At 54.1% G+C, this 21580-nt stretch carries 19 protein-coding genes; 5 read left to right on the forward strand and 14 right to left on the reverse strand.

Translation table 11 applies throughout. The features are described 5' to 3' along the window. Positions 1-20: 20 nt before the first annotated feature. The 4 genes from V8I28_RS02450 to V8I28_RS02465 all read right to left on the reverse strand — a co-directional run bounded on the left by V8I28_RS02450 (position 21) and on the right by V8I28_RS02465 (position 4466). The gene (locus tag V8I28_RS02450; RefSeq protein WP_341778523.1) at positions 21-1532 is read right to left on the reverse strand and encodes a glycosyltransferase; all 1512 of its coding nucleotides are present in this window, start codon (positions 1530-1532) and stop codon (positions 21-23) included. A 561-nt stretch (positions 1533-2093) separates the two neighbouring features. Further along, entirely contained in the window at positions 2094-3002 is a 909-nt protein-coding gene (locus tag V8I28_RS02455) for an RluA family pseudouridine synthase (RefSeq protein WP_341778524.1), read from the reverse strand. After that, positions 2999-3802 (reverse strand): NAD kinase, encoded by an 804-nt coding sequence (locus V8I28_RS02460; protein WP_341778525.1) that lies wholly within the window; start codon positions 3800-3802, stop codon positions 2999-3001. Before V8I28_RS02460 ends, V8I28_RS02455 begins: the two co-directional genes overlap by 4 nt. A 4-nt stretch (positions 3803-3806) precedes the next feature. After that, positions 3807-4466, reverse strand: a complete 660-nt coding sequence (locus V8I28_RS02465) for a GTP pyrophosphokinase (protein ID WP_341778526.1) — start codon at positions 4464-4466, stop codon at positions 3807-3809. A gap of 316 nt (positions 4467-4782) precedes the next feature. On the opposite strand from V8I28_RS02465, the gene V8I28_RS02470 reads away from it, so the two are divergent. After that, positions 4783-5433, forward strand: a complete 651-nt coding sequence (locus V8I28_RS02470; RefSeq protein WP_341778527.1) for a DsbA family protein — start codon at positions 4783-4785, stop codon at positions 5431-5433. Between the two features lie 158 nt (positions 5434-5591). Continuing rightward, entirely contained in the window at positions 5592-6458 is an 867-nt protein-coding gene (locus V8I28_RS02475) for a DegV family protein (protein ID WP_341778528.1), read from the forward strand. Between the two features lie 51 nt (positions 6459-6509). On the opposite strand, the gene pepF is transcribed toward V8I28_RS02475, so the two are convergent. The 6 genes from pepF to V8I28_RS02505 all read right to left on the reverse strand — a co-directional run bounded on the left by pepF (position 6510) and on the right by V8I28_RS02505 (position 13713). After that, positions 6510-8318: an oligoendopeptidase F gene (pepF, locus tag V8I28_RS02480; protein ID WP_341778529.1), complete on the reverse strand. Its 1809-nt coding sequence runs from the start codon at positions 8316-8318 to the stop codon at positions 6510-6512. Positions 8319-8408: 90 nt separating this feature from the next. Beyond that, positions 8409-9476 (reverse strand): competence protein CoiA, encoded by a 1068-nt coding sequence (locus tag V8I28_RS02485; protein ID WP_341778530.1) that lies wholly within the window; start codon positions 9474-9476, stop codon positions 8409-8411. Between the two features lie 719 nt (positions 9477-10195). Then, entirely contained in the window at positions 10196-10843 is a 648-nt protein-coding gene (trmB, locus tag V8I28_RS02490) for a tRNA (guanosine(46)-N7)-methyltransferase TrmB (protein WP_341778531.1), read from the reverse strand. Between the two features lie 62 nt (positions 10844-10905). Continuing rightward, positions 10906-11697: a phosphotransferase family protein gene (locus tag V8I28_RS02495; RefSeq protein WP_341778532.1), complete on the reverse strand. Its 792-nt coding sequence runs from the start codon at positions 11695-11697 to the stop codon at positions 10906-10908. 58 nt (positions 11698-11755) lie between these two features. After that, positions 11756-12982: an ABC transporter permease gene (locus V8I28_RS02500; RefSeq protein ID WP_341778533.1), complete on the reverse strand. Its 1227-nt coding sequence runs from the start codon at positions 12980-12982 to the stop codon at positions 11756-11758. Further along, positions 12979-13713 (reverse strand): ABC transporter ATP-binding protein, encoded by a 735-nt coding sequence (locus V8I28_RS02505; protein ID WP_341778534.1) that lies wholly within the window; start codon positions 13711-13713, stop codon positions 12979-12981. The genes V8I28_RS02500 and V8I28_RS02505 overlap by 4 nt, the downstream gene beginning before the upstream one ends. Positions 13714-13911: 198 nt before the next feature. Here V8I28_RS02505 and V8I28_RS02510 point away from each other — a divergent pair, with 198 nt between their 5' ends. The 3 genes from V8I28_RS02510 to V8I28_RS02520 all read left to right on the forward strand — a co-directional run bounded on the left by V8I28_RS02510 (position 13912) and on the right by V8I28_RS02520 (position 15727). Beyond that, positions 13912-14370, forward strand: a complete 459-nt coding sequence (locus tag V8I28_RS02510) for an HIT family protein (protein WP_445928169.1) — start codon at positions 13912-13914, stop codon at positions 14368-14370. Between the two features lie 3 nt (positions 14371-14373). Continuing rightward, positions 14374-14694, forward strand: coding sequence for a hypothetical protein (locus tag V8I28_RS02515; protein ID WP_341778535.1), 321 nt, complete (start codon positions 14374-14376; stop codon positions 14692-14694). A 112-nt stretch (positions 14695-14806) separates the two neighbouring features. Then, positions 14807-15727 (forward strand): peptidylprolyl isomerase PrsA, encoded by a 921-nt coding sequence (locus V8I28_RS02520; protein ID WP_341778536.1) that lies wholly within the window; start codon positions 14807-14809, stop codon positions 15725-15727. Positions 15728-16040: 313 nt separating this feature from the next. Here the strand turns inward: V8I28_RS02520 and V8I28_RS02525 are convergent, their stop codons facing one another. The 4 genes from V8I28_RS02525 to V8I28_RS02540 are packed head-to-tail and all read right to left on the reverse strand — an operon-like array spanning position 16041 to position 21518. Next, positions 16041-16658: a sugar O-acetyltransferase gene (locus tag V8I28_RS02525; RefSeq protein ID WP_341778537.1), complete on the reverse strand. Its 618-nt coding sequence runs from the start codon at positions 16656-16658 to the stop codon at positions 16041-16043. Positions 16659-16685: 27 nt separating this feature from the next. Continuing rightward, entirely contained in the window at positions 16686-17663 is a 978-nt protein-coding gene (locus V8I28_RS02530) for a 3'-5' exoribonuclease YhaM family protein (RefSeq protein ID WP_341778538.1), read from the reverse strand. Positions 17664-17674: 11 nt separating this feature from the next. Beyond that, positions 17675-20302 carry an ATP-binding protein gene (locus V8I28_RS02535; protein WP_341778539.1) on the reverse strand — a complete coding sequence of 876 codons (2628 nt, stop codon included), beginning with the start codon at positions 20300-20302 and terminating at the stop codon, positions 17675-17677. Continuing rightward, entirely contained in the window at positions 20292-21518 is a 1227-nt protein-coding gene (locus V8I28_RS02540; protein ID WP_341778540.1) for a metallophosphoesterase family protein, read from the reverse strand. Before V8I28_RS02540 ends, V8I28_RS02535 begins: the two co-directional genes overlap by 11 nt. Positions 21519-21580 lie beyond the last annotated feature (62 nt).

A 21580-nucleotide genomic window follows, 5' to 3' on the forward strand; every position in this document is an offset into this window, starting at 1 on the left:
TTGCTCCTAAAAATAAAAATTCAGTCAACGGGATTATTTAGACTTCGAACCAATTTTTCCCACTTTTGCATGGTCTTCGTCGGCGAATAATCCAGTACTAGGTGCTGGGCATTGCCCATGAAAGTCCGCTGTAATGCCGGATTGGCTAGGTATTCGCGAATCTTAGCGACCAGTTGTTCCTGGTCATTAACTGGCACCAGAAAGCCGTTCTCGCCATCATGAATCATTTCATTCGGCCCATAGCGAATATCGTAGCCAATTACGGGAACGCCGTAGCTCAATTCCTCTACGGTCGACAGCGAGAAGCCCTCCTCCACACTAGTCATCAGCGCTAAGGACGCCTGCTGGTACTCGTTAGTCAGGTCCTTTTGGAACCCCCGCAAGAAGACATGCTCGCCCAACTGGTGGTCGTCGATGTAGCTTTGCAGTTCCTTTTGAATTTTCTGCCCAAATCCCAGCATGTGTAACTGAATGTGCGGGAATTCCGGAATCAGCTGCTCAATCGCCTTGACCTGATGCATGAGCTGTTTTTCCGGTGAGTAGCGCGCCACGCTGATAATCCGATACGGATCGCGACGCATCACGTCCACCGGATGCGGTGTGGCGAAGCCCACGGGGATGGTCGTAACCGGTGGTAAATTATCAAAACGCTTCAGCAAGTCGCGGCGCTGCTGGTCGGTCGACACCACAATCCCGTTGAACCGCGCGGGATGGGCCAGAATATAATCGTAAATGCCGTGCTTGAGCTCCCCGGTCACGATGTCTTGGCCCACCCGCACGTGGGTACTGTGAAAGACCGGACAAATCTTAATCTCCGGGCGCGTCCGATCCAACGCGGTCGCCATTTGCCCGTTGCGATCGGTGAAGAAGATATCTCCCGGTCGGGCCAACTCATCTAAGAAAAACGTCCGTAGCTCGGTCTCATCGTTAAAGAAGTAGTCTCGCTGCCGATACTGTTTCAGCGTAATCTCGCGTAAGACCGTCTTCTCGTTGACCTGCTTAAATTGCTTAATGAGCTTGACCTGTTGCTCGGGATTGTAATACAACTCCGTGTCGGTGACGCCCTTGTCCCCCAGCAGGCTGGTCCGACTTAAGAATCCGCGGCAATCATAGACGTCTCTGCGGATTTTGGCGTGATGCCGGTCAAAGTAATTGACGTAATCCAGCCGGGTATTTTCCTGATCGAGGAAGTGGGCGTACATGAGGAAGACGCCATCGGCATTATCCACCCGCACGTCCTGGGTGTTGGGCACGTCTCGTAGCCGATAGTGACAGGTCTCCTGCCAGTAATGGCGCCAGTCGAAATGACCGATGGGTGCCGACTTCTGACTTTCTTGAAAATAATCGTACAGGGAAAAACCGACGTTGGCGTACCCGAACTTCCGAAGATGCTCGTGCAACCGTGACCCGTAAGATAGGTACAGCAACGTTGCCGGCATCCCCGCCGTCTGAAACAACTGCATGCGGTTAAACTGGGCCTTCTCAATCCCGGTGACCGCTGACCCCAAACTTGTATCGACAAAATAATTCACAACGCTTGCCCCCTCTTAGCGTTTCGCTTTCCATTCGATTTGAGTCATCCGCATGAAAGCATTTGCAAGTATATGCTTTTAATTTAAGCCAAATCGCTCGAGCAAGCAACTAATCCAACCTCAAACTTCGTTGTCAGCGGACATGGTAAGGTGACCTTACTAAATAAAGAGCGACTAAAACTACGGCCATTAGACAGCTCATGGCGCTAATCTCAGTTACAGTTTCTTAGCGGAAATCGGCTGCCTTACCGTTCGCCAAATATGGGTGAAACGTGGTGAGCGAACCGCTTAGGACAGAGGTGGCCGCCAGAGCAGGTGGAATTGCTGGCAAACGTCGGCCTCTGATTTCACTCATTTTGGTGGACAGAACACCATCGTTCCGGGAATTAGCGCGTTAAGTCTGCTTTCAACCCTTAGCTGTCTTTCCAACACAAAAGCCAGCCCCCTTTGGATAAAGGAAGCTGGCTACGTTTTAATTTAATTTCTAAATTTCGTTAAACGCATTGGCTTGCGACACAGCAGGCGGAATTGCTGACAGCCACGGGCAACGGGTATGCCTCATTACTTCGGCTCATCCAGAATCTCCCGCTGAATGACGCGTGCCATGTCATCTGGAAGTGGCGCGTAGCAGGTGATCCAGCGTTGCTCAAATGGCTGGTAAAAGGACAACCGCGCGCAGTGCAAGGCCTGCCGGTGAATCCACGGGTTGGTCTGCGTTCCGTAAAGCCAATCGCCTAACAGAGGGTGGCCCAGCGCCGCGCTGTGCACGCGAATCTGATGCGTCCGGCCCGTGTACAATTTCACCGCCAGCAGGCTGGCCGTGTGAGAGCGTGCCACCACACGAAACGCCGTCTTGGCCTGCCGACCATCCGGCCGCACCGCGCGTTTGATAAAGGACCCGGGTTCTCGCCCAATCGGTAATGTGACCGTAAACTGGCGAGGCGTCACCGGTCCCGCGGCGACCGCAATGTAGCGTTTATCCAACTGCCCCAACTTCAACTGCTTATCCAAGATGGAGTGGGCAAAGTGGTGCTTGGCGAACAGCACGGCCCCACTGGTCTCGCGGTCCAATCGCGTGACGATGTGAGTCACCGTGCTGGGCGCTTGAATCGCCGTGAGATGGCCCTTCACCCGGTTAGCCAACGTGTCATCCGGATAGAGATGGGACGGCACGGAGGCCATTCCCGCCGGTTTATTGACCACCAAGAAATGTGGATCTTCATACAAGATCTCTAATGGTTCGTAGGAGGTCGCCACGTTAGCATTGGCCGGTTCGGGCGGCAATTGTAGCCCCACCGTTTGACCGGGCTGGGCCATGGCAATCACACGAACTTCTCGGCCGTCGAGGGTCACGACCCCGCCATGAAACTTGACTTGCTTGAGAAAGGTCCGCGTCACCCCGTGGTCCATCAACACCGTGCGCACGTGCATGGGACTGGTGCCCGTAACGCGCCAGGCAAATTGGGTCATCCGTTCTCCCTCCCAATGAAAGAAGACTCGACCCGTTGCCAGAAGTGGGTGTGTCGGTATTCGGCAAACGAAATCCGCTGCTGGGCAATCTGATACGAAATGGCCTTGATCGGCCGACCTTCGATGCTAAGTTGGTCACACATCAACACGTTATTCGCCGAGCTGGCTGGTTCCACGCGAATCCACTCGTCGGCCGGAATAATCAGCGGCGACCCCAGCGTTCTAAAGACCAGGTTGTTAATCGAGGCAATTTCGGCCATCTGAATCGCGTTAAACTGCGGACTCAGCACCGCCCCACCCACGGCCTTATTGTAGGCCGTTGAACCGGTGGGTGTGGAGATGCACAGGCCGTCTCCCCGAAAGCTTTCGAAGAACTCACCCTTGATGTAGACGTCGGCCACCATGGTCCCGGAGACCTTCTTGATGGTCGATTCATTCAGGGCCAGTGCCTGGTCTGGATGCGTGCCATCGGCGTATTCCACCTTGATGGTCAATAAGGGATAGCTCACGCTCTGGCCGTTATCCTCGACCAGACTGTCAATGAGCTCTTGAACCTCATAATCCCGCCAATCCGTGTAGAATCCGAGATGACCGGTATGAATCCCGACAAAGCGGACCCGGTCCAAGCGATCATTGTAATGGTGAAAGGCCGACAACAACGTCCCGTCGCCACCCACCGTAATCACAATGTCCGGATCGAGGCTATCGAGGGCAATTCCCGCCGCCGTCAATCCCTTTTTCAAGGCCGTTGCGACCTTCGTTGAGGCCTGACCGTTATTGCCATAAATGGAAACCTTCATTGCGTCAATCTTCCTTACTTTGAGGCGCATTCGGCGCATCCCCACCCGTCCCGTTTTTCGGCGTGTAGTGTTGTGCCTCCTGAATCTCTTCTCGAATTTCGGACATTTCCGTGTCCAACTTGAAGGCGGCCTCCGCCGCGCGCTGCAGTCGAGCACTCAGTTCCGTGGGGAAGTCACCCTGATACTTATAATTTAAAGAATGTTCAATCGTTGCCCAGAAATTCATGGCCAGGGTGCGCACCTGAATTTCCGCTAAAATCTTTTTTTCACCCGTAATGAGCTGAACCGGATACTCAATCACAATGTGGTAAGACCGGTAGCCACTGGGTTTTTCATTATGAATATAATCGCGTTCCTCAAGAATCGTGAGGTCGGTCCGTTGCCGGAGCAGGTCCACAACTTGATAAATATCCTCAACAAATTGGCACATGATTCGTAGTCCCGCAATGTCTTGCATATCCTGTTCCAACCGCTCCTCGGCCACGTGGCGCCGCGTCATCTTCTCGACGATACTCGGGACCGGCTTGACCCGCCCGGTGACAAATTCAATGGGCGGTCGCTGATTGCGATTTTCAAATTGTTTCCGAATGCCGCGGAGCTTGACTTTCAGCTCACCCACGGCCTGTTGATAGGGTAATAAAAATTGATCCCAGTTTGCTATCATGCCGACTATCCCCCAACCTTAATTACACAGCTTACCTCTGAATTTTACCATAATTCCCGCGGAACCGAGACTAATTACTTCCTATCCGCCCGTTAAATTTGAAAGTTGCAGGAAGTTTGGTTTTCACGAGGCGTTTAGCTTTACCTCATCGCAAAAATGTTGCATGATTAGGTTGCGTTTTAAACGAACAGGGCTTGCCAACAAACAAACGTTTGGATTGCTATTTTTTGTATTTTTGCTAAAGTAGTGCTATCGTAGTTTTTTGTTTGGTGACCCTTGCTGATTACCAACAGGATAGATATTAGGAGGAAGCAATGTGTTAGAAGTCTATTTGTTCGTCAACCCGCTGGGCGCGCGCTGTATGCGTTCAGAACAGAATATTATGCGGTTGGCTGACCACTTAAATAGCAAGGTGTCGTTTCAATTCGTCCCGCTGCTAAATCAACAAATTATCGAACAGGCCCTGCCCGAACGGCATAGTTTGGCGCAACGCAATGCCTATTTCAACGTTTACTATCAAGCCATCCTCGCCTACAAGGCCGCGCTCTTTCAAGGTAAGCGTAAGGGACGGAAATTCCTGCTCGACATGCAGACGGCCGTTGTCAACGACCATCGCCACTTCTCTCAAGAACTGGCCGTGGAAGTCGCCAAGGACTGCCACTTAGACCTCGACATGTTTACGGAAGATTGTGACTCTGACTTAGCGAAACAATCTTTCCAGACGGATCAGAAAATGGCCGCCGAGATGAAAATCCAACAATCTTCATCGGCCGTCATCTTCAACTGTGATGTTTCCGAATGTGGGCTATTACTCAACGATGTGACCTACGATTCCCTCTGCGATGTTTGCGAAAGCCAAGGCGTTGCGACGCGAGAAATGTTAATGGGAGAACCTAATTACATGGCAAATAACCAACCCAATTCAGCAGCTACTGGTACCTCGGCACCCCACTTGCGGGTATTATAAATCGTTTTACAATTGGCCTAGAACCCCATCGTTCGGGCTTTTTTTAGTGACCAAATAATTTACGGGTTCCCTAAAATCTTCAACTAAAATTCGCCCGGATCTCCCGTGAATATGGTATGATTGAGCCAACTATTTTTTAACCCAGAAGGGGAACGTTTATGACAACAGCCATCGTTACAGATACCGCTTCCTACCTTACCGCCGCTCAAGTGGCACAGTACCCCATCACGGTGCTACCCATCACGGTCATTCTCGGTGGCCAGCAGTATCCCGAATCCGAATTAAGCGTCCAAACTTTTTACGACTATCTCAAAACCGATCAGGAGCTACCCACCACGGCGCAGGTCTCCTTAGGCCAGATTGAAGACGCCTATGACCGCCTCGCTAGTCAGGGCGTCGACGAAATCATTTCCATTCACCTTTCCAGTGGGATCACCTCGTTCATGAGCAATCTCCGCATGTTCTGCCAGACCTACACCAAGGCCAAGATTTTCCCGGTGGATTCGCTGGTCGCCAGCGCCGGTGAAGCCAACCTCTGCTTGTTGGCGGGGAAACTCATCACGGCCGGACAAACTGCCGAGGAGATTGTGCCGCAACTCCTGGCTTTGCGCGATACCCAACAGGTTTACTTCGCGGTCGATAACCTCAGTCACCTCGCCCGCACCGGCCGGTTGACCAACCGTTCCGCCATGATTGGTAATCTCCTGAATATCAAACCCCTGCTGACTTTTAACGATGCCGGGCAAATCATCGCCATCGACAAGGAACGCACCATGCGGCGGGCCTTTGGCTTCATCACGGCTCACCTGAAGGCCGACCTGCAACGGGTCGATTATCCCTTGCACGCCACCGTCATCGACGCGAACAACGAGGAGACGGCCGTGCGCTGGCAGCAGGCTCTCCACGAACAATTCCCAACAGTTCGGGTCTCACGGAGCACACTCGGCCCCGCCATCAGCGTGCACACCGGCGAGAAGACCATGGGCGTTCTCTGGCAACAGGATTGGCAATCCATTCCGGACTAAAGTAAAAGGCATCCCCCACACAACCGTGGGGAATGTCTTTTTTTCTAACCCTTATTTCTTCAACTCATGCGCCAATTGGCTGAATTCGGCCAATCGCTCGTCAAACGTCTTGAACGCCGTCTCCAAGTAGTCTGGCTTCGTCATGTCAACGCCAGCCTTCCGCATGACTTCGATTGGCAGCGCCGAACTCCCCGACTTCAGATAATTCAGGTAAGCATCGCGCTTGGCCGCGTCACCGCTGAGAATCCGTTGTGCTAGCGTGGTTGCCGCCGCGAATCCGGTCGAATACTGGTAAACGTAGTAATTGTAGTAGAAATGCGGAATCCGCGTCCATTCGTCAGCAATCTGCGAATCGGAAATGACCCCATCACCGTAGTAACGGCGGTTCAGGTCCCCGTAGAACTTGCTCATGAAGTCGGCGGTCAACGTTTCTCCGGCCGCGTCCTGCTGGTGAATGTAATCCTCAAACTCGGCAAATTGGGTTTGCCGGTAAACCGTTCCCTTGAAGCCATCCAGATAGTGATTCAGGATGTAGGCCCGGACTTGCGGGTCCGTTTGAGTCTTCAACAGATAATCCGTTAAGAGATTTTCATTGGTGGTCGAGGCAATTTCAGCCACAAAGATCGAGTAGTCTCCGTACTGATAAGGCTGGTTGGTCCGCGTGTAGTGACTGTGCATGCTGTGCCCCATCTCGTGGACCAGCGTGAAGAGGCTCTCCAGACTATCCTGCCAGTTCAGCAAAATATACGGCTTGGTATCGTACATCCCACCGGAGTAAGCCCCCGTCCGTTTGCCCTGGTTTTCCACGACGTCGATGTCCCGGCCGTCGAACATCTTCTGCACGTTGGCCACGTAATCCGGCCCCAGGACACTTAACGCCTTGAGCGCCTCCTGCTGGGCCTCCGGGTAGGTATACTTCAAGCTCGGTTCCCCGGTGATCGGCGTATATAAATCATACATGTGGAGTTCCGGCAGGCCAAGAATCTCCTTACGTAAGTTCACGTACTGATGGAGCGAATCCAAGTGTGCGTTGACCGTCTTCACCAAGGTATCGTAGACCACGGCCGGCACATGATTACGACTCATTGCAGCTTCACGGGCACTCCCGTAATGCCGGACCTGAGCGCTAAAATTATGCGTTTTAACCTCACTAGACAGCGTGCTGGCAAAGGTATGCCGGAATTGCTGATAAACGCTGTATAACGCCTTAAAAGCCTGTTCACGGACCTTGGGTTGGGTCGACTGCAGCAAGACACCATATAACCCTTCCGACAAGCGGACGTCCTTACCATCCTCGTCTTGAACCACGGGGAACCGGAGATCGGCGTCACTTAAGACGCTGTAAGTCTTGGCGGACGCACCAAAGATATCACTGGCACCGGCCAAGAGTTTTTCCTCAGCCGCCGATAACGTATGGTCCCGCTGCTCACCCAACACGTCAAAGAAGTGCTGGTATTCGGTCAACCGGGGTTCGGCGTCAATCAGGGCTTGAATGACGACCTGGGGCAAGGCCAAGACTTCTGGTTCGTACCAAGACGTTGCCGCTGCTACCGTGGCGACGAGGCTTTCCGCCTGGCCGGACAGCGCCTGTGCGTTGGCATCGCTGGTATCCTGATCATTTTTCAGGGAGGCATAGACGTAGACCTTCTCCAATTGACGGTTCAGGTCAAAAATCGCCGCCGTCACCTCGTAGAGATCGGCCGCACTCTCCGCCAACTGGCCTTGATGGGTGGCCACCTCCTTGGCTTGTTGCTTAACCGCCGTCACCGCCGCTTTAAAGGCCACATCATCGGCAAAGATGGGGGTCAGATCCCAGGTTAACGCCTCGGGAACCGCCGCACGTTCGGGAATTTGTTGCATATCCAGTCCTCCTTCAAATTTTACATACTCCCAGTTTACCACTTTCATTCCCGATGTTGGCGACTGATCGTTCGATCATCTCATTATTTTTTAATCTTCATCCAGCCACCGTAACGGCCGGCAAATCACCCAGCCATCAGTCATGGCACGTAAATAGCCCTGGTTAACGAGATCGGCCATCAACTGGCGCTTAGCAATCTCTAATGAACGGGTGGCCGTCACCCCCACGGCCTGAAGGTGCCCGCCCACCACGTCAAAGCTACTCGTCGCGAGGCGGTTAACGGTCGCCACCGTTACTTTTGAGGTGGACAAGGCAAAGAGTCTCGCGGCGACGAGTACGCGCCACATCAATAGGCCCTGGCCAAAGAGCGGGACGGTCTGCGCCGTTGTGGCTAAAACCGCGGGAATATGCAGGAGATGGTGTCCCAGCGGATACAGCTGTTCTTGAACCGCCATGATTGCCGGCGCCTTAAGATGAAGGTCCCTGGCCAGCCGTGCGCGCCAAACCGGGTAATTCAAGACAACTTGGGGTAAAGGTTGCTGATAACCGGCGATTAGCCCGGCCAAATTCACTAGCCAGGTCGTGCGGCCGTGATAATTTCCCAGCGCGTCTTGATAGAGGTGATGGTCGATGCGCAACCGCTGCCGGCGAACGTCCCAGAACAGAAGGCACAGCCCCCACCCGCGTAAAGGCAAAGCAAAGCGTTCGATCAACGACCATCCTAATTTCTGCCGACCATAACGACTGCCCAGAATCCATAGCGGATAGACCCCCAGTCGCTGGTACCCCCTGGTCCGCGACCAAACCTGTTGCGTGGCAATGGGGCTACACTGAAATTCAAGAGCGAGCGGTGGGCGGTCTGACCGGGCCACCCAGCAATCGGCACGCTGCTGAATCTGGGGCAACACGTGCTCCAAGGTTACCACGCCCCCGTCCGCAAAGAACGCGGCCAGTTGGCGTTTCCCCGTGATATGTTGCGCCGTCTCCCCCTCGCCGAGAATCGAACAGGACGATTGTGGCCGATGAGCAAAGTACGGCTGAACCCGCGTCCCGTGCCGTAAGCCCACCCGCTGATGACAGGCTGGGCAGGTATAGTCCGCTCGTCGCTGAGCGTAAAGCGCATCCACCAATTGATCCCGTAACTGTGCGACTAACACCTGACCACCCCTCTCTACGCTTAACTCCGTAAAAAAGGGCGTTATCTTTTTTAATTTCACATTTCTATTAAAAAAGCCCGCGGACACAAGTCAACACTTGCCTCCACGAGCCACTACTCGTTATATTTACTTCTCAGCTAAAGATTGAAAGCAGAATTAGTGCGTTTGTTTCCGTAACAACGGTGTTCTGCCCGCTAAAATTAATGAAACCTGACGCCTGCGCCTGTCAAGGGTTCCGCCTGCTATGGGGGCCACCTTCAGCCTGAGAGACGGGCTTCCGGTTCGCTTGGCAGCCTTGCAAAACCCGCAAGTCTTCCAAGTCGCCCCACGCTGTAAGCTGAGAAAGAACCTCAGCTAACACCGTCGACACAGCTGAGTTAGTCACTCGACTAGTCATGACGTTGGTTTAAGCCGCTGGTTGCCGGCCAGCACTGTCGTAGCCGTGAGTGAGCCAAAGATGGGTTTAGCCGTGGAAGTTCCCGTGGCGGCGGGGTTAGCCGGTTAGGGAACTGGCGTCTTTGAGACGTGATTTCTCGGCTCAAAGCGAGGTGTCGAGACCGCACTGTGGCTCGGCCCGTCCGCCCACCGCGATCCAACCCATGTTGGGCGAACGGTAAGGCGGCCAATTCTCACTACGAAACTGTAAATGACTAAAATTAACCATGAGTTGCCCCATGATACGAGTTTTAGTCGATCTCTATCTTTTAACCTTTTGCTATTTACTTCTCGGTCGGGAAATGCGCGATCACTTGATAGATCGGCCCCTTGGCTGAGAATTTTTGTTCGTATTCGGTCTGAATGTCTTCCACCCCATCGGTAGCGGCGTGCAGATCCAGCCAGACCCCATCGAAGACCAAGCCGAAGTTGTTCAGACTGGCCAGGGAGTATTCAAACAGGCCTCGGTTATCCGTCTTAAATTGAATAGCCCCCTCCGGCTGCAAGACATCGGCGTAGTGCGCCAAAAATACTGGCGACGTTAACCGCCGCTTGGCGTGCCGCGACTTGGGCCACGGATCGGAGAAGTTCAGGTATAGCCCGGCCACTTCACCGGCGGCAAAGAACGTATTAACAGCCTCACCGTCCGTGTGTACCAATTGAATATTGGTTAATTCACTCGCCACAACCTTCTTCAAGGCTACCGCAATCACGGAAAATTGGATTTCAATCCCAATAAAATTCCGGTCGGGATGGGCCTTGGCCATCTCAACGATGAACTGGCCCTTCCCCGTTCCAATCTCGACATATAGGGGCTGTTCCTTAGGAAAACGGCTCTGCCAGTTGCCCTTCAATGGTTCTGGTTCCTCGACCAACCGTTCTGGATGGCTGGCCACGTAATCCTTGGCCCACGGCTTGTTTCGTACACGCACGATTAAGTTCCTCCTCTAATCACAACGGCGGGCGCAAGGTTCTGCCTCGCTCCCGCCACTGGTTAATCCGTCACTGACGCTCGCGTCAGCTTTTCGAGTAAAATTAAATGTTGATTCATAATTTGAAAACGTTGCTGGTGGTAACTGTCCGCAATCACGCTCAGGCAGTGAATCCGCGCATACCAGTTCACCCGCGCGGTCAGGTCGGCCGTAATCTTCTCACCGTAGTCTTGCAACCAGCGTTGCCACTCCTCTAGCGGCACGTACTCACAGAGTAAGGCACCTAGATCGTAAGCGGGATCGGCAAACGTGGCCGCATCCCAATCCACGAGATACAAGCGCCGGCGGTCGGATAACAGCCAGTTCTTATGATTCAAATCACCATGACAAACTTCGTAATGCGTCTTGGGCAGTTGTGGTTGCTCGCCTTGTAATGTGGCAAACGCCGATTGAATCAGCGGATGCCGGCGTAGGTCAGCGGCTAGGGCTGGCTGTAAGCGGCTTAACAACTGGGCGGGCGTGGTAAATCGTCCGCCGACTTTTAATAACATATCATGAAGTAGGTGGGAATGATGCACCCGATGAAGCAATCGGGCCACCCGTTGCTCGCGCATTTCCTCGCGATGCAACGTTCGACCGTTCAGCCACTCCTGAGCCGTCATGACATCCCCACTGGCCAACCGCTTGGTCCACACCAACCGGGGTGTGATGCCCTCCATCGAGAGCGCGGCAAGAAACGGTGACGCATTTTGTTTTAAGAACACTTTTTGTGAAGCCTTTGTTCCCATATACGCCGTGCCGGTATTGCCGCCCAGCGGATACAGACTCCAGCCGTCACTGATATCCAGCGCCATGGCCACCCCTCCTCGATTTGTCAGCTATTATTAATTCTATGGGCAAACGGGAGCTACGTCAACCCCTAATTTCAATCGAACGAGCCAATCGTTGAGGCGTATAGATTCTTGCCAAATACCAAACCTCCACGACCTCAACTAACAGCGTAATTCCCGCCGTCAGGACGTGGGGATTGGCAATGACCACCACCAGCCAGAGCAGAAACGCCGTCACACCCAAGATCAACGTGACCAGCGTCACAAAACTCTTGAGCCGTTGCGCCGGTAAGACCGGGTAGACGTGGGTAAAGACCACGTCATCGTACTGCTGGAAGAACGGTAGCAACTGGAAGCCAATCAGGTAGATGAAAAGCGCCGCCAAGACCACCGGCAACCATTCCCCCCGCACGAAGTAGAGCAGCAGCATGCCGATGACCGTCAGGCGGACCACCAGCCCACTGAACTCGCTGCCCCGGACCATGCCGCGGCTAAAGAGATACAGGTACAGGTGGTCGTGGCGCGGCTTAATCAGCTTGTACAGGCCATCCAGATACCGCCGCCGTTTGATCGTTCCCGCCAGCATCGGTACCTCGGTGAACATGTTAAAGAAGCGGTAAATCCCAAGCATCCGGTTATCCTCAATCTTAATCTGCTCGCGCCAACGAATCTGTTGCTTTTGCCAGTGTTGGGCCAACCATACGGCCACGGCCACATCGAGCACCAGTGCCAGAACGATAGCGACCAGCGGCAAGGTCCAGAGGCCGGCCGCCAGGATAATCAGGCTCACGCCCCACTTGATGGCCCAATGGTTCATTCGCGTCTGCCCGTTGATCTGATAGGCACTCGCGAGATCTAACCGTAACAAGGCATCCTTTAAAATCAGCTGCGCGATTCCCAATTCCACCAGGCTCAGTACCGGCCAAGCCATCGTGACACTCATAAAGGGCGCCAGTAAGAAGACCGCTACGATCTGGGTGGCCTGAGCCAGCCCCTGGCTGTACCGCCGCGCCACCACCAGATAGGCGTGCATGGCGCGTTCCTTAGGGAGTAGGAAGACGCGGTCGGCATCTTCAATCAGGGTCGCCAGCCGGCCAATCTGCGCCACCAGTACCAGCACCAGTAACGCCACCACAGGCGCCCACCAGTAGCCGGTCTTGAGCGTTTTCAGCATGTTCGAGTAACCGTAGCCCAAGCCTCCCAACAAGAAGAGCAGAGCGAAGACGAAGAAATCATTGAATACCAGCCGCAAATACTTGGCCATTTCCCGGAGATGGCGCTGCAGCCGGGTCTTAAAGAGCGCGGTCATCGGCGATCAACCTTGGTCATCGACAGATAAATATCGTTCAGCGATTCCCCCGCCTCCGGAAGAGCGGCTTGTAATTCGCTGAGCGTTCCTTCAGTCTTGACCTGACCATCGTGTAACAGGACGAAGCGGTCGCAGTACCGTTGGGCCGTATCCAAGACGTGCGTCGACATCAGGATGCTGGACCCTTGGCGTTTACGATCTTCGATTAATTGGAGCAAGTCGTTAACCGCTAAGGGGTCGAGCCCTAGGAACGGTTCGTCAATGATGAAGAGCTTGGCCTGCGTCAAAAAGGCACAAACGATCATGACCTTTTGCTTCATCCCCTTGGAAAAGTTGGCGGGGAACCAATCCAGCTTGTTGTCCAGCCGGAAGGTCTTCAAGAGGTCATGCGCCGTGGCCCACGCCTGATCGTGGTCCAGGTCATAGGCCATCATCGTGACCTCGAGGTGCTCACGCAACGTTAATTCCTGGTAAAGTACCGGGGTTTCCGGAATATAAGCAATCTGTTGCTTGTAGGCCTGACTGTCCTGCTGAATCGTCACGCCATTCAGCGTAATCGTTCCCTTATGGGGCGTTAACAACCCAATAATATGATTAATTGTCGTTGATTTACCGGCACCGTTTAGCCCGATTAAACCAACCAATTCGCCGTCCTTAACGTCAAAACTGATATCTTTTAAGACGGGAATCTGGGAGTACCCCCCCACAACGTGGCTAACTTCTAACGCCATAATCATTCCCTCATTTCTCTATTTAAATGAAATACCTGGCGGCTGGAGTTGCTCGCAACTCCCTACCACCAACGACCAATCCACTGGTCATAACTCAGCTATTATACCATAGCTCACCCAGTGAACGAACGATAGAGGTGAATCCGCCCCTATTGATGGTGTATAATAAACGAAATCGAAGCGAAAGAAGGAGATTTCATGGCTAAAATGACACTCGAACCGCACTATGATGACGACTGTGTCTTTTGTAAAATCTTAAAGGGAGAGATTCCTAGTTATACCGTCTATGAGGACAATATCGTCAAGGCCTTCTTAGACATCTCGCAGGGAACCCCGGGCCACACGCTGGTGATTCCCAAGACCCACGTCAAGGATATCTTTGCCTACGACAGCGACTTGGCGGCGGCCGTCTTCTCCCGGATTCCTCGGATTGCCCGGGCCGTTCAAGCGTCCAACCCCGCCATTACGGGCATGAACATCGTCAACAACAACGGTAAGGTGGCCTACCAATCCGTCTTCCACTCCCACTTCCACCTCGTGCCCCGCTACACGGACGATGACGACTTTCGGATGATCTTTAAGGATAATTCCGATAACTACACGCCGGATGATTACGCGGCCATTCAACACAAGATTGCCGCGCAAATGGAGGATTAAGCCATGAGCATTGGAAAATTCTTAACCGGCGTCACCCTGGCTACCGGGGTTGGTTTGGCAGCCTACTTTACCTTGACAAAGCAGGACCCGCGGACTTGGGCCAAGCAAGTTGGCCGGCAGGTGCAGGACACGGCCGACCAGGTCAGCGACATCAAGACCGCCAAGGATAACCTCACGAATAAGACCCAGGCCCTTAGCGCCGCGGTCACCGCAGCCACCCCGGCCATCGAAGACATTCAGGAAGCCGTGGAAAAATTCAGCTTTAAGATTGCCCCGCGCGTCGAGATCATCGAGAAGACGGTTTCGCGATGGGACGATCGGTAATTTTGAACTTTTTGTAAAGCTTCTCGTACCTTTTTGGGTTTGCGAAATTTTGTGTTATGATATCCAAGTATGGTGTTTACACCAATTTTGATGAATGGATGTGTTGAGTAATATGAAGAAATGGTTTATCGCCCTTGCCGGCTTGTTACTGACCGTAACACTTGCTGGTTGTGGGAACCAAACCGTTGCAACCACTAGCGGTGGGAAAATCACCGAAAGTGCTTACTACAGCAGTTTGAAGGGAACTTCATCTGGTAAGCAAGTTCTGCAACAAATGATCCTGAACAAGGTCTTGGAAAAGCAATACGGTGACAAGGTTAAGAAGTCCCAAGTTACCAAGCAATTTAACACTTACAAGACCCAATACGGTTCATCATTCAAGAGTGTCCTTTCTCAAAGCGGCATGACGGAATCCAGCTTAAAGACTGAAATCCGTTCTAACTTACTGCTGAAGGAAGCCGTTAAGGACAACGTTACGATCACGGACGCGCAATACAAGAAGCAATTCAAGAGCTACGAACCAGAAGTTTCCGTTGCCCACATCTTAGTTTCCAAGAAGTCCACTGCTAACAAGATTATCAGTGAATTGAAGGACACCAAGAAGAGCGACATGACGAGTGAATTCACGAAGTTAGCTAAGAAGTACTCTACTGATACGGCTACCAAGAACAAGGGTGGTAAGTTGAGTGCCTTCGATAGCACCGACACTTCTCTGGATTCAACCTTCAAGAAGGCCGCCTTCAAGCTGAAGACTGGCGAATACACCGCAACGCCTGTTAAGACGCAATACGGTTACCACGTCATCTTGATGCTGAAGAACCCTGGTAAGGGAACCATCAAAGAACACAAGGCCGAATTGAAGAAGCAAATCATCGACAACGACATGAACGATTCTACTGTTCTGCACAACGTGGTTGCCAAGGTCTTGAAGAAGGGTGACGTTTCCATCAAGGATAACGATTTGAAGAACATCTTGTCTGATTACTTATCATCAAGCAAGTCTTCCACCACTTCAAATTCATCATCTAAGTAATTTCTGAGTCATGAAATCCCCGGATCATCGGTTACGATGGTCTGGGGATTTTTTATACAGTTGTGAAGACTGGCCGCCTTACCGTTCGCCAAATTTGGTCTGGAACGCGGTGGGTCGGACGGCTACACTAGTGGTTACCATCGCCTAGCCTCTTCCTAAATATTGGTATTGTCACTCACTGTCAGATAATGAGTTGAACGCTCATGTGGTCTATCATTTATCGAACTCCGAACCAGCGCTTTCAAAAAAACTAGCGGCCACCGCCGACCTCCCCTTTCGAGACGTCCCGTGGACACTAGTTTTTTTAACCCTTTTATTTCTCAAATAACGCCGGGTCAATCCGCCGATCCTTGAAGTAAAATTCGCGGTCGTGGTCATTGACCTTGCGCAGGATGCGGCCGGGGTCGCCTACAACGACGACGTTATCCGGCACATCCTTGGTGATGACGCTACCGGCACCGATGACCACGTTGTCGCCAATCGTTATGCCCGGCAGTACGATCACGCCGGCTCCCAGCCAACAATTGCGCCCAACGTGGACGGGCATGTTGTACTGGTAATTTCGATACCGCAACTCCGCGTTGATCGGATGACCCGCCGTCGCCAGCGTGACGTTAGGCCCAATCATCGTGTGGTCCCCCACGTAGATGTGGGTATCATCGACCAAGGTCAGATTGAAGTTGGCGTAGATGTCGGAGCCGAAGTGCACGTGATGCCCGCCGAAATTGGCGTGAAACGGCGGTTCAATGTAACAGTTAGGCCCCAACTCCGCAAACAGTTCGTGAAGGATTTTCTGTTGCCGATCGGGCTCGCTAGGCCGGGTGTGGTTGTAGTCGTACAGCCTATCCAGATAGCGTTTCTGCTCGACCTCGATGGCCGGGTCATCCGGCAAGTAGAGGTCGCCCGTATGCATTTTTTCACGATTGGTCATGAGCTAAAGTCCTTTCCGCAATAAGTTCTATGAATTTGGTTGATCCTTCGGGGCATCGCTCGTCGGCCGGTAGAAGCGGCGACCGTCCAGGGCGAAGACCCGTTCCGAAAATTCTCCCGGTTCGGTGTGTTCCACCACCGTATCCAACATCATAATCGAAGCGTCCAACTCATCCAGCTGGTGGAGCACATCGGCTTCGCGCAGGGCTGGCCGCACGGGTGAACCGTATTCCAACAGACCGTGGTGACTTAAAATCATGTGCCGCAATAACAAGACGTCTTCGGCCTGCGGGTCTAATTTCAACGGATCACAGGCCCGGACCAGTTCGCCATCAATTAAGACGATGTGGCCGACCAGGTTCCCGGCCAGCGTGTAGGTCGTCGACTGAGGCCCAGATAATTCGATGGTCTTCCCCAGGTCGTGCAGGATGGCACCGGCAAATAACAGCGGTCCGTTCAAGTCCGGATACTGCTTCACCACCGCATGGGCCAGCTTGAGGATGGAAATGGTATGGAACGCCAAGCCCCCCTTAAACGCGTGATGATTGCTCTTGGCCGCCGGGAACGTGAAGAATTGGTCCTGGTATTCCCCCAAGAGCTTTCTGACCAGGCGATTCCAGGTCGGTTGGGTAATTTCAAAAATCGTTTGGTTAATGTAATCTTCCATGGCTGCGCGGTCCATGGGGGCCTGTTCAATGAACAATTCGGGATCGGTCGGTTCTCCGGGCTTGGCTAACCGAAGATGAAAAATCTTAATCTGCGGATGCGTCTGGTAATTCTCGCGCTTGCCTTGCAAGTGAACGATCCGGCCAGCCACGTAGTTCGTGACATCCTCGTTCGAAGCGTCCCAGTATTTCCCAGAAATTTCACCGGACCGGTCCTCGAAGACCAGGGCAATGTACTGCTTGCCGTTCTTCGCCACCCGCACATCGGCAGACTTGAGCAGGACGAACAAATCGACCGCTTCGTCTACCGCATAGTCCATTAATTGTTTTGTTGCCGCCATGTTAGACCCTCCTAATCAGTTAATCGAATCAAATTTTCCGTGGGTAATGTTTCAGTTACCAATGAATCCGCCGTTAACAAGATGACCTGAACATCGGTGCTAATGGTCGCTAACAAACGATAAGCCGCCTGCCGTCGTTGCGCATCGAAATTCACGAAGCCATCATCGATCACGACCGGCATGGCCACCCGTTGGGCCATCACCACGGCGAAGGCCAACTTAACCGCAAAGTCCAGTTGTTCGGCCGTCCCGCGTGACAGCTGGCCCACCGAACGCCAGGCGCCATCCGTCCGGCGCACCCGTAAGGTCGTCGGTGTGAGCTCAATTTCAGTATACCGGTTTTCAGTCAATTTACCATAGAATTGGCTAGCCGTTTTGACAATTTGGGGCAACCGATCGCCAGAAGCCGCGGCCAGAGTCGCCGCAATCCACTGACTCACTAGCCGATTGACCAGCCATTCCTGCGTGACGGCTTGCATCTGCGTTTCCAAATTGGCTAATTTTTGCCGTAAGGTCGACTGCGTGCCGCTAGCCGTCAAATGGGCCAATTGCCCGGCGCCCGTGGCTAACTGCGTTGTGACCGTGTCCAACTGTTCCTGTAGGGCCGTCACTTTGCTGGTCGCCGCGGTCGTCTTCTGTGCCAACGCCGACCGGCTCGTCACGCGTTTTAACTGGGCCAATTGCGTTTCACCCATCTGCTGGGCCAGGGCCGTGCGTTGACTGGCACGACTGCCCTGCTCTTGGACGCGCTGATAGCGCTGATAAAAGGCCGCCGTGCTCCGCAGATTGCGCGTCTGGAGAAAGGTCGTGACCGCCTGCTGCGACTGATCGACGGCGGCCTGATCGCGTTTCAACCGAGCCGCAATCGCTGTGACGTCGCTCTCCTGAGACTGGAGCCGCTGTTGCGTGGCCTGCAAGTCCTTCAGCTGGGCCGTCAGGGTTGCCAGAGAGGTCGCATCAACGGCCGGCAACGCTGCCTGAACCGCCGCGGTGAACTGCTTAACCGTCTGCTCGGCGGTGGCCAATTGCGCTGCCGCGGCCTCCAGTCGTTGCGTCAACCGTTCCCACGTCACGATGGCCTCCTGGGCCGCCGTCCACTGTTCCACGGGCAAGGCGCCCATGCCGTGCGCATCGCCAATGTCGTCGAGCTGACTGGTCAGCTGCTCAATGGTCCGCCCCCCCTCGCGCAACTGCGCCTGAACATCGCGAATATCGTCTTCCAGCGACTGTTGCTGGCGGCTAGCCGGGGTGCTACTGTCCACGATGAAGACGCCATAGTACCCCACGGCCACGCCGAGTAAGGCTCCCACGAGTTTAAAGAAGGTCGACGGCAAGAACATCGCGCCCACCAACACGATCAGTCCCGCAGCCAGCCAGCCAATCTGCTTGTCCGCGAGCGGATTTTTCTGCCGCTGGCGGGTCGGCTGCTGTTGCCGGTACTGTTCGTTTAGCTGATTGAGTTGTTGCTGCAGTCGCCGGCGTTTTTGCGTGGCTAGTTGCAGATTGGCCGTTAGTTGCCGGACCTGCTGCGTGGTCGCCAGTGAAAAGGTCCGCGGCATCTGGCCGTTCGTCGCGTACTGCTGCTCCAACACCTGGGTCTGTTGCTGCAGACCATCCCGCTCGCCTGCCAAGCGTTGCCGCTCGCGGTCGGCGATGGTGATATCCGGAAGTCGCGCCAGCAAGGGATCGACCTGCGCCGTCACCAGGAGATAGTCTTGAAAAAGTGGTGAGAGTTGTTGCTGGGTCTGCAGGCTCTTGAGTTGGGTCTGATCGGCCTGTTGCGTGGCCGTGGCCGCCTTAACCTGATTGGTCAGCCGCTCCAGCATCGTGGCATCCGCCTGCTGAAACCCAGTGTTCGATTGCGCTGGTTCCGTCGCCAGGGCTTGCCACTGCTGATAGACCGGCCATAAGGCGAGTTGCTGGTCGTACTGGCTGGCAATCCGCCGTTGCACCACTAATTGGCGCTGTAAGTCGGCTTGCTGCCGTTGCCGCTGCTGTTGCTGCTGGAGCAGTTCCCAGTAGCTGGCGTAGCTCGCATTGGCCTTATTTAACTTGGTCGTCACCTCGCGATGTTCCAGAAGGAGTTGGTTCAACGTGGGCTTCCTGCCTTGCGGTTTGTATAGGGTGTCGGCGGTACGGTCCAGCTGTTGGGCCTGCTGGAGCCAAAAGTCACTGCCCACGGCCCCCACGTGCCGCAATCGATCGACCAATTCCTGCTTGGATGCGGTAAACACCGTCCCCAGTTGGGGCTCGTTAATCGCATAAACATGCTGAAAGAGTTGGGCATCAACCGGCGCCAGGAGGTGGGTTAACGTGGCAGCTGGCAACGCTAGATCCAGCGTGGTATTGCGCAACGTCACTTTCCCACCGCGCGGGCCATCGACCCGACTGACGAGGTAGTCCGTGCCGGCCAGAGAAAAGGCAATCTCGCCACCGAAACGGCTCCCATCTAGCGGTTCATACCGTAATTCCAGATGCTTCTTCGTGGGAAAGCCGAAGAAGATGGCACTGATGAATTGGGTGAGCGTTGATTTACCGGCCTCATTTGGCCCCAATAAGACGTTCAGGCTACTATTCAGCTGAAAAGTGCGATCGTGAAACTTCCCGAAACCATAAATTGTCAGACGCTTAAGCTTCATGGTCGTGCGCTTCCTCCCCCATTAATTCGGCTAATTTTTGTTGCGCGGCGGTTTCTAAGTCCGAAGCCGTCTGCGGCCGTGTAAACCAATCGGCCAACACGGATTCCTGGGCTAATTTGCCAAATAAATCCTGCAAGTTGGCCGCAGTAAAAGTGCTGGCCGCGCCTGCTTCCCAATACTGCGCGTCCAGTTGTGGCGCGGCAACGGTCGCGGGAGCCGCCACCACCTTCACGGCAATCACGTAGCGGTTAGCCGCACGCATCGCCCGTTGCTGCGTGCGCTGCCACAACGCCAGCCAATCCCCGCTCGCCAATTGCGCGGCGTCCGCCCCACTCAGCGGTTGCGGCAAGTGAACCGTCAGGGCCGTCAAGGTGGGCAGGCCCGCGGGATTTGCCGCCAACCAGGCCACCACCTGCTGCCCCAGATCGGTTAGCGTGGGCGTGGTGGTTACCGTTAAATTGGGAGCTGCCCACCCGATAACAGCGGTCTTAAAGAAGTGCGGCACTAACTGCCCCGCCTCACTGGTCACGAGATAGGCCCCGCGGTCACCCGCCTCGGTAATCGCCCGTCCCTGGGGATTCCCCGCGTACAGGATGGGGGGCTGTTCATTCAATAATTGGCGCTGGTGAATGTGACCCAACGCCCAGTAATCGTAGCGCTTCGCTAGTAATTCCGCGACCGTGAACGGCGCGTAATGGTCGGCGGCGCCCCCGGTGCTCACGGCACCGTGCAACAGGCCAATGTGCCAGTCAGTGGCCGCGTGCTCTGGAAAGCCGGGGGTCTGGTCGGTGGCCACCCACCGTTGCGGGTAGCTAAACCCGCTGACGGCCACCGTTTCGCCAGAAGCCAGCGTCAACGTCTGGGTGCTCACCTCGGCGCCAAAGACCGTGACGTTATCCGGATAAGCCACGGTCTGGTGCTGGTCGGCCAGATAATCGTGATTGCCGAAACTAATCAGCACGGGAATCTGGGCGTCCTGTAACCGCGTGAACTGTTGGAATAAGTACGCCTGCGCCGCCACACTTTGTTCGGCCCGGTCAAACAAGTCCCCGGCCAACAGGACAAAGTCCACGTGCTCGTCGATCGCCCGATCAAAGATCACGGTGGCCGCGTCGAAGGTGGACTGGCGGACCTGGGCTAACAGACTCGCCGGTAAATGGCGCAGTCCCAGAAACGGACTATCTAAATGTAAATCGGCCGCGTGAATAAATTTCATGCGTGGGACCTGCCTTTCTTCGAATTCTTTTAAAATATCGTCACTCACTAAAGGCTGAAAGC

Source organism: Levilactobacillus sp. HBUAS70063, assembly GCF_038374745.1.
Lineage (GTDB): Bacteria > Bacillota > Bacilli > Lactobacillales > Lactobacillaceae > Levilactobacillus.

Excerpts from the sequence above, each read along its gene's own strand:
- V8I28_RS02455 (WP_341778524.1), bottom strand. The coding sequence starts at position 3,002 with ATGACCCAATTTGCCTGGCGCGTTACGGGCACCAGTCCCATGCACGTG.
- V8I28_RS02460 (WP_341778525.1), bottom strand. The coding sequence starts at position 3,802 with ATGAAGGTTTCCATTTATGGCAATAACGGTCAGGCCTCAACGAAGGTC.
- V8I28_RS02465 (WP_341778526.1), bottom strand. The coding sequence starts at position 4,466 with ATGATAGCAAACTGGGATCAATTTTTATTACCCTATCAACAGGCCGTG.
- V8I28_RS02475 (WP_341778528.1), top strand. The coding sequence starts at position 5,592 with ATGACAACAGCCATCGTTACAGATACCGCTTCCTACCTTACCGCCGCT.
- pepF (WP_341778529.1), bottom strand. The coding sequence starts at position 8,318 with ATGCAACAAATTCCCGAACGTGCGGCGGTTCCCGAGGCGTTAACCTGG.
- V8I28_RS02495 (WP_341778532.1), bottom strand. The coding sequence starts at position 11,697 with ATGGCGCTGGATATCAGTGACGGCTGGAGTCTGTATCCGCTGGGCGGC.
- V8I28_RS02500 (WP_341778533.1), bottom strand. The coding sequence starts at position 12,982 with ATGACCGCGCTCTTTAAGACCCGGCTGCAGCGCCATCTCCGGGAAATG.
- V8I28_RS02505 (WP_341778534.1), bottom strand. The coding sequence starts at position 13,713 with ATGGCGTTAGAAGTTAGCCACGTTGTGGGGGGGTACTCCCAGATTCCC.
- V8I28_RS02510 (WP_445928169.1), top strand. The coding sequence starts at position 13,912 with ATGGCTAAAATGACACTCGAACCGCACTATGATGACGACTGTGTCTTT.
- V8I28_RS02515 (WP_341778535.1), top strand. The coding sequence starts at position 14,374 with ATGAGCATTGGAAAATTCTTAACCGGCGTCACCCTGGCTACCGGGGTT.
- V8I28_RS02520 (WP_341778536.1), top strand. The coding sequence starts at position 14,807 with ATGAAGAAATGGTTTATCGCCCTTGCCGGCTTGTTACTGACCGTAACA.
- V8I28_RS02525 (WP_341778537.1), bottom strand. The coding sequence starts at position 16,658 with ATGACCAATCGTGAAAAAATGCATACGGGCGACCTCTACTTGCCGGAT.
- V8I28_RS02530 (WP_341778538.1), bottom strand. The coding sequence starts at position 17,663 with ATGGCGGCAACAAAACAATTAATGGACTATGCGGTAGACGAAGCGGTC.
- V8I28_RS02535 (WP_341778539.1), bottom strand. The coding sequence starts at position 20,302 with ATGAAGCTTAAGCGTCTGACAATTTATGGTTTCGGGAAGTTTCACGAT.
- V8I28_RS02540 (WP_341778540.1), bottom strand. The coding sequence starts at position 21,518 with ATGAAATTTATTCACGCGGCCGATTTACATTTAGATAGTCCGTTTCTG.